Origin of the sequence: Paenibacillus brevis, from assembly GCF_018919145.1 — a bacterium.
GTDB classification, from domain to species: Bacteria; Bacillota; Bacilli; order Paenibacillales; family Paenibacillaceae; genus Fontibacillus; species Fontibacillus brevis.
Genome location: NZ_JAHLQJ010000015.1, coordinates 16668 through 29659, shown reverse-complemented (window position 1 = coordinate 29659; position 12992 = coordinate 16668). Strand labels below are relative to the sequence as shown.

Below are 12992 nucleotides of genomic sequence, written 5' to 3'. Positions count from 1 at the left end.
ATCCGCCTCCATTCCTAGTTTGAATCGATTAATCCATCAGGTTCGTTTCCCTGCATCCATAGCTCAAGTATCTCTTCCAGTTCCAACGCGCGGCTCTTGATAAGCTGCGTATTTCCGTCTGATGATTCTATTCTTTTCTCCAGCTCCGCCTCGCCCTTCAATACCATGCGCAATATGGAGGGGCCGTCCGGCTCGCATTTGACCACACCATTCATCCCAGTCAAGAAGCTGCCTTCCGCCCCGCGAACCCAATACTCCTTCCAGCTTCCGAGAAGCGCATCCTTTTCAACCATGCCTCGCAGCTCTCCTCGCTGAACAAGAACAACGAAATCCGCAAGCCGCTTGATCTCCTCAACAATGTGCGTGGACAAGACAATGGTCGAGGCGTCCTCATCCAGACTTCTTCTCAACTCCTCGATCATATCCTTCCAGGCAAATGGATCAAGTCCGGCCGAAGGCTCGTCGAGCAGCATCAGCTTTGGCCTTGCAGCCATCACAGCTGCGATTTCGAATTTACGGCGTTCCCCCTTGGACATTCGGTTCAGCTTCTCTTTACGGGGCACCTGAAATCGGTCCATCAGTCTTTCATACCGCTGCCAGTCCCAGGCAGGATACCAGTGCGATCTGAACCTTGCCGCCTGGTCGGCGGTCATAATATGCTCTTCGGCGGCGGGGTGCTCAGGAACATAGCCCATTTGCTGGCGAATCTCCAACGGAATTTGGCCTTCGAACCCTCTGCCATACCATCGCACACTGCCTGTATCCGGAATCAGTGTCTGCAGCATCATGTTCAGCAATGTTGTCTTACCGGATCCATTAGGGCCGACTAATGCAACTACGTAGCCCTGGGGAATCTTGAGCTGAAACGGTCCAATCTGTCCCCGGGTGCCCTTTTTCACCGCATTCATAAGCTCGACTGCCGCTACTCCGCTATCCAGTTTCATCATTCCTGCACCTCCCCTTTCCCTGCATCCTTATATTTAATCTGTAAAATATCCAGAAACAGCTTCTTCAGCTCCTGGCTGCTGTACTGCACGGAAATCCCTGTATCTACCGCCGCCTCGACCGCCTTCTGAACTACCGCACGTTTATATTCATCACGCTCGCCAGCCGCCACATTTGCCACGAAGGTCCCTGTGCCCTGCTTGGTCCGCAGCAATCCTTCATTTTCAAGATCCTGATACACTCTTCGCACCGTGATGACACTGCAGTTCAGACTGCTTGCGAACTCCCGGATGGAAGGAAGCAGCGTTCCCTCCTCAAGCTGTCCGCTTACGATAAGCGACTTCAATTGAGTCTCAATCTGATGATAAAGCGGCTCCGCACTATTCTCATTAATCTGAATCGGAATCCACACCTTCCGTTCACCTCCAACTCAAGATCGTACTGGACGCTCCTTTATCCCCTAAGACTTCTTCGGCTCAACTTGCGGATAGCAAGAGTAGAGAAGCCTGCAAGCAGAAGTCCGCCTCCCAGCAGCGTTCCCCACATCAAAGATGACAGCATTCCGTGCTCTCTGCTCATTTGCATCGAATATTCAGTCAAACCGAAACCAGATATTGCGGATATCGCAGCAGCAAGTCCGAACAGCAGGACGAGCAAAATCGTAATCCACATATAAGTCCGGCCGCTGGTGGTGAATTCGAAGAAAATGAAGATTCCATTTACCGCGATCGCATAACCTAACCAAGCCAATATAAATGCGGCATACTGAAGCCCGTTCATATTCATATCAAAAATCAACCGGATGGCAGTGAACAGGAATACACCATTAAAAAGGAAGGCAGCAATCATATGAAGAAATCTGCTCTTCATCACCGTTTCAACCGGAATCGGCAGTGTACGATAATAGAACAACATTCTTGTATAGGTGTCATCCTTGATGTAGTTGAATGAGCGCCTAGAGAATAGAATTCCAGCCAACGGAAGAACAGTCAGCATGAGGAAATCGATCACTGGATTCAGGTGATCCTCTTGCTCCGAGCGGCCATACATCATCAGGCCGATCATCGCTCCCGCATACGCCATGAAGAGCGGCCCCCAGATCAGATACACCCTATCGGTGCTAAGCTCTTTCTTGATAATCACCCATGCATCCCGCCACTTGTTCAAGCGTCATCACCTTTCCCGTCTTGCGCAGGTTTTCGCTGCGAAATCACTGTGCTTACTGTTTATATCTTTATACACAGTATAATCTCTGGATTTATGTACGTCAACCCTAATCCTGGGAAAAACACAACTGCTCATTTGACGCTCATACATAGCAAAAAGGCTCCAAAGTCCGCCTTGCATGACTTCAGAGCCCTTTTGCTGAGAAAAACATCATCATAAGTTAAACCCCTGCCTGTATACTGAGGGCAACGTGTGAAGTGTTCTTACGATCGCTGTTGTTCACGGATTTCTCTGATTGAACTAAGCCATCATAGGGTGGAAATCCGCTCTCAAAGGCGAACGCTTTCGCTTCTTTCAGAACATTTCACACTTATGCCCTTTCTACTTGGCTGCTCTATTTAACTTATATTCAATCCAAAGATAGCTTCCCATACAGGCCGGGTATGGCCGCCTGGATAGAGCAGGTACAGCAGCACGTATACTGCTATCCCGGTAATTGCAGTAGCAAACCAGATGAGCGAAGTGATCTTGCCCCATTTCCGATGCTTGGCATACTTTTCTTTAAAGCCCAGCACCAGAGTTGTAATGCCGAAGACTGCCGCTACACTCGCCAGCACAATATGGAAGATGAGAAATACGCGATAATAAACTTCCAGATCCTCCGGGCCTCCCCATGACGTATTGCCGATAAATACGGTGCGCGACATGTAGATGATAAAAAAGAGGATGGCCGCGATCGCCGCAGCAATCATTGTCTTCTTATGGGCTTCCCGTTTCCCCTTGATAATCAATGCCCAACCGATGGCAACCAGCACGGCGCTTATGGCAATAAATCCTGTACTAATCGTAGGGAATATAAAATACCAATCCATGAATATCCTCCAATCACGTAAGATTCACCTTCGCTTCGTCCCCGGAAAGCTCGTCATCTTCCCGATTCTCCTGCTTGTACCAGTTGTAGAACACATAGGCCAGCATCGATGCAAAGATAATCTCCTGAATAAACTTCATTATAATGCCTCCAACCTGCTGGTCAATAGCAGGCTCCAAATAACCGAAGAATTCAGGGCCCCCGAAGCGGGATAGCAGCATTCCCGGATCACCGGACACACAATATCCCATCGCTTGAGCCCAGACTGCCGGATCACTATAAGTCGCATAGAGCGGGTCAGGCGCAAAAATAATCAGACCGCAAGCTGGAGTAAGCAGCACCATGTTCAGAAAAATAAAGCCCATTTGCTTCAGACCATGCACTTCCGAACGATCCGGCAGAGGCTTGACCAGCGTCCACCACATCAGAATAGCCGCGATAAACAGAACCGCATAGTAAAGACGGTGAATAGCGAAATGGAGCATGACATAATCATGAATGGCAGGGAAATGATAAAGCGAGAACAGACCGTTAAATACCACAGCCGCCACGATCGGATGCGTCAGAAAGCGCAGACGTGACAACGGACTGCGGGACAGCCGCTCCGCAAGCTTCTGCCAAATCCAATCCGGCAGCCCCAGCATCAGAAGCGGAGGAGCAATCAGATACGATAGCGCCATACTAACCATGTGGAAGCTGAACATGATATGTCCCAGCAGCTCCACAGGGCCTCCCTGAGCAGCATAAAGCACAGTCATGCCCACTATAAACAGGGCCTTTCGTCCAGCTGTCACCGGCTTTCCCTTGTGCAAGCGATCATGGACAGGACCAGTCAATACGAGATAAGCCGCTGTAATCAATAACATAATCGCCAGAAAGACAGGACTCCAAATTTCTTCCCACTTAAAATAGGCTAATCCGAACACCACATATCCCCCTTGCACTGCCAATCAATTGTCCAAATTGTGAACACGGCTCTAACAAGACGAAAGAGGCGGCTTATTCCAAGCCCGCCTCTCCTTATTTTACCACCACATCCAGTATAGCGCCGCTATAATGGCCAATCCGGCGACAAAAAAACCTCCGGCCATGAACAGAATCGGGATCATATGTCCCTTATCCTTCATATGCATCCAGTAGCCGAGCTGGACCAGCACCTGCAGAATGGCCATCACCAGCAGCAGAATGACCGTAAATGCGGTATTCACGCCTCCCGCTGCAACCGCTGCAAAAGCGATCAAGGTCAGGATGATCGAAAAGATGAACGCAATCACATGCTTCTGCGGCCCTTCCTGGCGATGCCGATGCTTCACCGCCCCGTCTTCGTTCAGATCATGGGTGCTCATACCCGTCAGACCACCTTTCCAAGCAAATAGACAACCGTGAAAATAAAGACCCATACCACATCTATAAAGTGCCAGTACATGGCGGATACATAGATTTTAGGAGCCGTAACGACCGTAAGCCCCTTCCTCATCAGTTGTCCGATCAGGATCGAAATCCACAGAATCCCGAACAGCACGTGTGCTCCGTGGAATCCAACCAGCGTATAGAAGGCCGAACTGAATGCACTGGTCGTCATCCCGTAATCATCATGAACGATATACTCATAAAATTCGTAAATTTCAAGCAGAAGGAATGCCAGACCGAGAACAACCGTCACTCCAAGCCAGGTAGCCAGTGACTTCCGGTTGCCGCGATGCATTGCCTGAATAGCGAACACGCTCGTCAAGCTGCTGACCAGCAGGATGAAGGTGGCTGCCGCCGTGATTGGCAAGCTGAACAACTCCGCTGCAGAAGGGCCGTCTGCAACCTGATCCCGCAAGGTCAGGAAGGTGGCAAACAGCGTTCCGAACAACACCGCTTCCCCGCCGAGGAACAACCAGAAACCGAGAACCTTGTTGCGTCCTTCCAGCGTCGCCTTCTCCGGTTCATGGGGAAGCGTATCACTCACTTGCTGTGCATGTGGCGTTGTCATGCCTGAACCCCCCCATCCTTCAATTCTTCCTCTTCAATATGCCAGCCGTGATCATCGTACAACGATCTTAGCAGCATGCAGAGAAATGTCATCCCAAGACCAATAGCAACTACAATGTATTTATTAAACATAAAGTTCAGGAGGCTATTTCCAAAGTCATCATTCGTGAACATAAAGCCCAGCCCGGCAATGAATAATCCCACGGACATGAGGAATGGCAATATTGTAGGTGAAGGCATATGAATCGGGCCTACAGGCTCTGCAGGTGTCATCTCTTGATGTCCTGCCATCTTCTCTTTCCAGAACGCATCAATCCCCCGAACCAGCGGAATCTGCTTGAAGTTGTACTCCGGAGGCGGAGACGGAATAGCCCATTCCAGCGTCCGGCCATCCTCCCATACATCCCCGGCAACTCCCTTCTTCTCCCGGAAGGACAGAATGATGTTGGCCAGGAAGATCAGCGTGCCCACACCCATCAAAAATGCGCCAATAGTACTGATCAGGTTCATCAGATCAAAGCCCTGATTCGGCAAATAAGTAAATACGCGGCGCTGCATCCCGATAAGTCCCAGGAAGTGCTGTACGAAGAAGGTCATATGGAAGCCGATAATAAAGGTCCAGAACTCCCATTTGCCCAATCGTTCGCTTAGAACGCGCCCGAACATTTTAGGCCACCAGTAATGCAGACCGGCGAACAGGCCAAGCACCAGACCGCCGACAATCACGTAATGGAAATGCGCTACGACAAAATACGTGTCATGGTACTGATAATCTGCAGGCGCCGAGGCAAGCATCACCCCTGTAACCCCGCCCATAACAAAGGTCGGTATGAAGCCGGAGGCAAATAAATTCGCTGTGGTGAACGTAATTTGTCCTCCCCACATCGTAAATAACCAGTTGAAGATTTTGATACCGGTCGGAACCGCGATAAGCATCGTTGCAATCGAGAACAAGGCGTTGGCAATCGGCCCCATCCCTGTCGTGAACATATGGTGGGCCCATACCATAAAGCCGAGGAAGGCAATCAGAATGGTCGCAAACACCATGGAGCTGTATCCGAACAAGCGCTTCCGCGAGAAGGTACTGACCACCTCGGAGATCACGCCGAACGCCGGGAGAATCAATATGTACACCTCAGGGTGGCCAAAGATCCAGAAGATATGCTGCCACAGCACCGGGTTGCCCCCGAGTTCAACATTGAAGAAATTCGCGCCAAGAATCCGATCGAAGGTTAACAATACGAGCCCGACGGTAATCGCCGGAAAAGCAAACAAAATCATGGCCGAGGTTACGAAGGTCGTCCACGTAAACATCGGCATCCGCATAAAAGACATGCCTGGCGCCCGCATCGTAATAATCGTCGCCAAGAAGTTAATCCCGCCGATCAGCGTCCCTAAGCCAGCGATCTGCAAGCCGATGGTATAGAAATCCACACCATGAGTGGCGCTGAACTGCGAAGATGACAATGGCGTATAAGAAGTCCAGCCTGCATCCGGGGCTCCGCCCATGACCCAGCTCAGATTCAGCAGCAAGCCGCCAAACAGAAACGTCCAGAAGCCCAGCGAGTTCAGAAAAGGAAAAGCTACGTCCCGCGCACCAATCTGCAAAGGAATTACCGCGTTCATCAAAGCAAAGATCACCGGCATCACGCCCAGAAAAATCATCGTTGTGCCGTGCATTGTAATTAGTTCGTTGAATTGCTGGGCCGTTACGAAATCATTCATCGGCTTGGCGAGCTGAACCCGGATCAGCAGGGCTTCAATACCGCCGATTCCGAAGAAGAATCCACCTGCCAGCAAATACAATACCGCTATCTTTTTGTGGTCGACTGTTGTAATCCAATCCATCAATCCCTTGTACCGCTTGACACTATGAGCGTGAGCCAAGGCTGTGTACCCCCTTATCATTGCTGCGGCATCACACCGCGCCAGTCAGTGAACTCGAAGAATCACCCGGTCTTTTATTCATACGATAGCTTGTAGTCGGCCAGATATTTGGCGATCGCTTCGATTTCCGCATCCGTCAGCCCCAGATCCTCCTTGGGATCCGGCATCCGGTTACCCGGCTTCCACTTCTGAGGGTCCTTGAGCCAAGCCTCCATATTCTCCTGGACAGGCCGGGTATCAACCGCATTGCCTGAGCCTTCGGCATTCAGAAGAATACTTGCTACCGTCTCTCTGCTGCCTATTCCCGTTAAATTCGGCCCGATCGGACCTCCCTGATCACCAACGGCATGGCATGACAGACATTGCGTCCGGAAGACTTCGGCTACCGCCGGATCCTCCGGTAATACAGCAGGCGCTTTCATAGATTCTACCCAAGCATTGAACGACTCTTCACTGACCGATTTAACCTTAAATTCCATAAAGGCATGGGATTGTCCGCACAGCTCTGCGCACTTCCCGAGATAGACGCCCTCCTGCTCCGCTTCAATCCAGGCTTTATTCACGGTGCCGTCTGTATTGGTATCCGTTTTTCCTGCCAGCGAAGGCACCCAGAAGGAATGCAGCACGTCTGCCGTCTTAAGCTCCAGTGCAATCTTCTTGCCTGTAGGTATAATCATGTCTTGCGCTGTAGTTATTCCATAATCCGGATAAGAGAACTCCCACCAGAATAGATGGGCCGTCACTTGAACCCTTACAGCGTTCTTATCATTCCAGTAGTCCTCTCCAAAGGCGAAGATCTTCTGAACCGTGAACACACCAAGGATCAGTACCAGTACAAGCGGAATCGCCGTCCAGACGACCTCCAGCTTGAAATTGCCTTCAACTTGCTTGGGAACTTCCTGTTGTCCTGGCTTGCGCCGGAAGCGGATCCAGACATAGGCCGCAATCGCAAACACAACGAGCATTACTACAACCATGATTGATATGGACAATTTAATCAGATCGAATTGGCCTTGTGCCACGGTTCCTTGCGGTCTGAGCACCGACAGATCCTCCCGTCCGCATGCGGACAACAAGAGAGACATCGCGAGCAGAGGCAATAGACGCTTGATACCCTTCCACGGTTTCATCATTGATCAACCCCACTTTTCCGTTTAGTTACCAGTTTATGTACAGGCTTAAGCATAAAAAACGGATTCATGTATCACGGATTTTATCCCCTGTCAATTACAGTAATCACCTATTAAATATATGATTGAACCCATGTTTTGTCAATGTTCACAACTTAATTCACAAATTGTTCAAATATCAAAAATTCCGCTTAAAACAAGGGTTTGCGAACGTTTTCACATATTATTTATTCTTCAAAAACGACGTTTGAACCCGCCCGCTCTCTTCCTTTTTCAGCTTCTTTTTTAGAATATTCATTTTTGACATTTATCAAAACTTTATGGATAAAAGACGGAGACCCGTACGCCTGTATTCCTGATGCTGGAATATTATCAGCGGGGAACTTGGATGCTAAAAAACAAAAAACCAAGCCTATCCCTCTACAGGGCTCAGGCTTGGTTTTAAATAAGAGATTATCAGTCTAGATTAAGCGCACGTACAATTATCAGTTCAACTTATCTAGTCAGCAAGTCAAGATAACGGGGCCTTCCTCCGTGATAGCTAGCGTGTGCTCGTAATGAGCTCCCAGGCTTCCGTCTGCAGAACGGATCGTCCAGCCATCCTGATCCCAGAATACCGCTCCGGTGTCTCCCAGCGTCAGGATCGGCTCGATGGTTATAACCATTCCCGCCTGCAGCTTCGGACCTGAACGAGGGCGCCCAAAGTTCGGAACATCCGGCGGTTCATGCATATTGCGCCCGATTCCATGACCGATAAGCGGCTTTACAATGCCAACTCCGGCCTTGCGGGCGACTTCCTGAACCGCGTAGCCGATATCCCCTACCCGGTTCCCGCTGCGCGCCGCTTCAATGCCGGCTGCAAGAGCCCTCTCCGTTACCTGCAGCAGTCTCTCCGCCTCCTGAGATACATTTCCGACCCGATAGGACCAGGCCGAATCCGCCATCCAGCCGTTCTTATTCACGACAATATCAATGGTGACGATATCCCCCTCCTGAAGCGGAACGGTCCCCGGAAACCCGTGACATACTACTTCATTCACAGAGGCGCAGATCGCAAAAGGGAATCCTCTATAACCCTTCTGAGCCGGGGTCGCCCCGCGGCTTGCCAGATAGACCTCAACCAGTCTGTCAATCTCCGCCGTCGTTACTCCCGGCTTGATCATCTTGGCAATTTCCTTATGGCAGTCAGCCAAAATGGCTCCGGCCATTCTTATACGCTCAATTTCTTCCTTCGACTTCAGCTGAATCTTCAAATTGCTAGCCCCTTTCATGATGACTGTTCGGCTCTGTGGCTATTATATGCCGCATACCAAGAAAAAACGCCCGAGCGATCTGCCAGGCGTTCGTTATTAACAGCTATTATGTGAATTCTGTTTATATGCAATCTCCTCAGGAGACCGAAGAGTCGAGCTTATCGAGCTCCATTTCAACCAGATGAGTCAATTCCTCCTCATACCCACCTGTAATCCGGTACTTGCGGACATACTCCTTCACAAATTTCTTAGGATCCTTCGGCTTGAATATTCGCGTCATTTCCCGCAAACTTTCTTTCACCTCATTGTGACCTTTCGTTGCCATACCATATTCCCTCCCAGAACGATTCTAGTTCAATGCTCCGATTTCGAGAATGCCGAAAAGCTAGTATGTCGTGAAGTTAGATGTTGCTGATGCCTCTTTTCAGCGGGTGCATGACACTATACATACCCTCACCCGTTCTCGATGAATCAGGCATGATCAAATCAAGCGTCCTTGCAGCTGTATGCCGGTCTTAGAGAATCATCCATGCGGAAAAAGACCTCTACCTCCTATATTGTAACATATTCATCTCCCCGGTACAGCTTTCTTCCAAAATCAATCATCCTTTTAATTTTATTCCTTGTTACTTATATCGGTCTGTGCGGGTAAAAATACAAGTAAAAACCTAGGAGGCTTTATGACTTTCACAACACCAATTGACCCTGCCTTCCACGCTGCCGACCAGGCAATCCGTACTCAATATCCCGGAATCCGCAGCTTCCTTCTGGCCCAGCACGAGCAGATGCGGCATGAGCAATACTTTCAGCAATCTCATCCAGAAGTACTCCATGATCTCAGATCGGCAACAAAAAGCGTCCTCTCCCTTCTGCTCGGCATCGCTCAGTTTCAAGAGCTCTTGCCAGAACTGGGCAAGCCGGTATGGGACGATGTGAAGGAATATGCTCCTAGCAGGCCTGATTCCTATTGGCCCGAGATGACGCTGGGACAGCTCCTTTCCATGACGGGCGGGCTGTATTGGCAGACCGGCCCCAAGCTCGGCGAACGATTCATTCACCGCTTACACCGCAGCAAGAATTGGACCGGCTTTGTCCTGCGGCTGCCTGTCGTACCGGAGCAGCGCGGACATTTTCAATACTGCAGCGCCTATTCCCATCTCCTTGCTTGCCTGTTGTCCAAATGGAGCGGTACTCCTGTCAGAGATTATGCAGACCGTTACCTGTTCAGTCCGCTCGAGATTAAAGATTACCATTGGGAGACCTCGCCGGACGGCGGCGTCTGCGGGCATGTCGGCCTCTATATGAAGGCAATCGACATGATGAAGCTTGGCCAGCTTTGTCTCGCGGGAGGCTCCTTCCAAGGGATCCGACTGCTTCATGAAGAATGGCTGCACGAATCGATGACACCGCGTGGAGAGTCATTTTCTGAATACGGACAATACGGCTATCATTGGTGGATCAGTGAATTCCGCGGTCTCCGGTACGCTTATGCTCATGGTCATGGCGGCCAGCAAATTTATGTACTCCCCGAGCTGGAAGCTGTAGCGGTATTCACCTCCGCCTGCAATATCAAGCGCTGTAAAAATCCAAAGCGGCTGATGGAGGAGCAGATATTGCCAGTCCTGCTTGCTTGACCGGGAATTGGTTCCGAATAAGCAAAAGCGCGGACGCTGCCCTTTGCCAAGGTGCTGCGCGCCCGCGTTTCAATCCGGTTCTGCCCGTCCCGGTTATGACATAGTATGAAAATATAAGTTAATTGTTCAAAAAAACCAACTTTTCAGCACCGAGAAGGTTGCGAGAACCCGAAGAAGAAGGATCGGAGTGTAGGCAAAACCTACAGGAGTGAAATGCCTCCAAAAGGAAGCATTCCTCGTAAGCATCCGCTCGGCATTCTAGGGTGAACGCAAGATTCGATGTCGAATCAACCACTTGAAATACTTCGTGATCAAAAGTCGGCTTTTTGAACTACCTCTATAACGGAAAGCAGGTGCCTGTATGTCTCCATTCCGCTCTTCAACCGGACTTTATGAGAATGTCGCAGCCTTTCTCTGTTACTTGTTCGCTTTCGTAGGAGGCGTTATCTTCCTTCTGATCGAGCGCAGAAGCCGCTTCGTCCTGTTTCACGCCCTGCAATCGGTCATCCTTTTTGCAGGATTGATGGTATTCCATGCCGCCGCAGGCTTCCTGCCGATCATCGGCGTCGTTGTCGGGCTGCTTCTCTCCCTGCTGAGCCTTGTACTCTGGATTGTCCTTATGCTGGCTGCTCTTCAGGGCAAATGGCTCAAGCTCCCCTGGATCGGCGAGTTCGCCGAGAAACAGTTGAACCGAATGTAAAGACAGCTAAGCTGTAAGTTCTGCTGCTGCCGGTTCTTCCTCTTCCACGGAGCGGGTCGCTTTAGTACTCTCTCCGCGCAAGCCGTTAAAGAGCAGATTCATGACAATGGCCGTAAAGCTCCCGGCTACGATGCCGTTGTCCACCAGAATCCGCAGCCAAGCCGGCAATGCGTCAAAAATCTGGGGAACAACAGTCACGCCAAGGCCCATACCTACCGAGCAAGCAATGATGAGCAGGTTCTCATGACGGTTCAAGTCCACTTGGTCTCCAAGCATCCGAATACCCGAGGAGAGCACCAGACCAAATAAGGCAATCATCGCTCCGCCCAAGACGGAGGTAGGAACAAGCTGTGTTAATGCTGCAATTTTAGGAACAAAGCCAATGAGAATAAGCAGGCTTCCCGCTACAACGATAACATCACGGGTTTTGACACGGCTCATTTGGACGAGCCCGACATTTTGCGAATAGGTCGTATAAGGGAAGGAATTGAACACGCCGCCCAACATAATGGCCAGTCCTTCCGCACGGTAGCCGCGTTCAAGGTCCCTGGAGGTGATATCCTTATCTACGATTTTGCCCAGGGCCATGAACACACCCGTGGATTCCGCTACACTCACGATCGCTACAAGAATCATTGTCAAAATTGCCGAAGCATGGAAAGTCGGCTTTCCGAAGTAGAAGGGTTCAATCATATGGAACCAGCCGGCTTCCTTTAACGGTGTCAGGTCAACCAGACCCATGAAGCCGGCCACGATTGTCCCCGCGAGCAAGCCCAATAGCACGGAGATTGAACGAAGAAATCCGGTGGCAAACCGGTTCATCAGAATGACGAAGATCAGCACTCCGAAGCCGAGCATCAGATTGGCAGGACTTCCGAAATTCGGGTCAGCCGTGTTGCCGCCGCCCAGATCAGTAAGAGCTACCGGAATAAGCGTAACGCCAATAATCGTGACGACCGAGCCGGTTACAACCGGCGGGAACAAAGCGATCAGCTTGCCGAACAAGCCTGAGAACAGGAAGACAAACAAGCCTGAAGCAATGATCGCTCCGTAAATGGCGCTCACGCCCATTCCATCTTCAAGGCCGATCGCGATCATCGGAGATACCGCTTGAAATGCACACCCCAGCATAACCGGCAGACCGATCCCGAAGTAGCGGTTCCCGAAAACTTGAAGCAGCGTTGCGATCCCGCAGGCAAGCAGGTCAATGGCGATCAGATACGTCAAATCCTGATGTGATAGTCCCAAAGCCCCGCCTACAATCAACGGTACGATGACCGCGCCGGCATACATGGCCAGTACATGCTGCAAGCCTAGTGAAAAAGTCTTAAACGGATGCCGGTTTCTTTGAAAGATTGCCTCGCGTTCCATGTGAATCCATTCCTCCCATATGGTTACCCTCTAATTTTCCAAGTTATCTCTCTGTGT

General features: G+C 50.4%; 14 protein-coding genes. 2 read left to right on the top strand and 12 right to left on the bottom strand.

The window, feature by feature from the left end; genetic code table 11:
• Positions 1–14: 14 nt before the first annotated feature.
• The 11 genes from KQJ23_RS16955 to KQJ23_RS16905 form a co-directional block, all read right to left on the bottom strand.
• The gene (locus KQJ23_RS16955) at positions 15–947 is read right to left on the bottom strand and encodes an ATP-binding cassette domain-containing protein (RefSeq protein WP_249529851.1); all 933 of its coding nucleotides are present in this window, start codon (positions 945–947) and stop codon (positions 15–17) included.
• On the bottom strand, positions 944–1357 hold the full coding sequence (locus tag KQJ23_RS16950; RefSeq protein ID WP_216480103.1) for a GntR family transcriptional regulator: 414 nt from the start codon (positions 1355–1357) through the stop codon (positions 944–946). Before KQJ23_RS16950 ends, KQJ23_RS16955 begins: the two co-directional genes overlap by 4 nt.
• A 41-nt stretch (positions 1358–1398) precedes the next feature.
• Entirely contained in the window at positions 1399–2112 is a 714-nt protein-coding gene (locus tag KQJ23_RS16945; protein ID WP_216480102.1) for a hypothetical protein, read from the bottom strand.
• Between the two features lie 398 nt (positions 2113–2510).
• Positions 2511–2984 (bottom strand): DUF420 domain-containing protein, encoded by a 474-nt coding sequence (locus tag KQJ23_RS16940; protein ID WP_216480101.1) that lies wholly within the window; start codon positions 2982–2984, stop codon positions 2511–2513.
• A gap of 13 nt (positions 2985–2997) precedes the next feature.
• On the bottom strand, positions 2998–3909 hold the full coding sequence (gene ctaG, locus KQJ23_RS16935) for a cytochrome c oxidase assembly factor CtaG (protein WP_216480100.1): 912 nt from the start codon (positions 3907–3909) through the stop codon (positions 2998–3000).
• A 99-nt stretch (positions 3910–4008) separates the two neighbouring features.
• Positions 4009–4329, bottom strand: coding sequence for a cytochrome C oxidase subunit IV family protein (locus KQJ23_RS16930; RefSeq protein ID WP_216480099.1), 321 nt, complete (start codon positions 4327–4329; stop codon positions 4009–4011).
• A gap of 5 nt (positions 4330–4334) precedes the next feature.
• Positions 4335–4961, bottom strand: coding sequence for a cytochrome (ubi)quinol oxidase subunit III (locus KQJ23_RS16925; protein WP_216480098.1), 627 nt, complete (start codon positions 4959–4961; stop codon positions 4335–4337).
• Positions 4958–6868 carry a cytochrome c oxidase subunit I gene (ctaD, locus tag KQJ23_RS16920; protein ID WP_216480097.1) on the bottom strand — a complete coding sequence of 637 codons (1911 nt, stop codon included), beginning with the start codon at positions 6866–6868 and terminating at the stop codon, positions 4958–4960. The genes KQJ23_RS16925 and ctaD overlap by 4 nt, the downstream gene beginning before the upstream one ends.
• A 53-nt stretch (positions 6869–6921) precedes the next feature.
• Positions 6922–7980 carry a cytochrome c oxidase subunit II gene (coxB, locus tag KQJ23_RS16915; RefSeq protein ID WP_216480096.1) on the bottom strand — a complete coding sequence of 353 codons (1059 nt, stop codon included), beginning with the start codon at positions 7978–7980 and terminating at the stop codon, positions 6922–6924.
• Between the two features lie 500 nt (positions 7981–8480).
• Positions 8481–9230: a type I methionyl aminopeptidase gene (gene map / locus KQJ23_RS16910; RefSeq protein ID WP_216480095.1), complete on the bottom strand. Its 750-nt coding sequence runs from the start codon at positions 9228–9230 to the stop codon at positions 8481–8483.
• Positions 9231–9366: 136 nt separating this feature from the next.
• Positions 9367–9555: a hypothetical protein gene (locus KQJ23_RS16905; RefSeq protein ID WP_044480239.1), complete on the bottom strand. Its 189-nt coding sequence runs from the start codon at positions 9553–9555 to the stop codon at positions 9367–9369.
• Between the two features lie 355 nt (positions 9556–9910).
• Between KQJ23_RS16905 and KQJ23_RS16900 the strand changes: the two genes are divergently transcribed.
• Positions 9911–10864: a serine hydrolase domain-containing protein gene (locus KQJ23_RS16900; RefSeq protein WP_216480094.1), complete on the top strand. Its 954-nt coding sequence runs from the start codon at positions 9911–9913 to the stop codon at positions 10862–10864.
• A 361-nt stretch (positions 10865–11225) separates the two neighbouring features.
• Positions 11226–11564, top strand: a complete 339-nt coding sequence (locus tag KQJ23_RS16895) for a DUF4870 domain-containing protein (RefSeq protein WP_216480093.1) — start codon at positions 11226–11228, stop codon at positions 11562–11564.
• 6 nt (positions 11565–11570) lie between these two features.
• Here KQJ23_RS16895 and KQJ23_RS16890 read toward each other — a convergent pair whose 3' ends face one another.
• Positions 11571–12935 carry a nucleobase:cation symporter-2 family protein gene (locus KQJ23_RS16890; RefSeq protein WP_216480092.1) on the bottom strand — a complete coding sequence of 455 codons (1365 nt, stop codon included), beginning with the start codon at positions 12933–12935 and terminating at the stop codon, positions 11571–11573.
• Positions 12936–12992 lie beyond the last annotated feature (57 nt).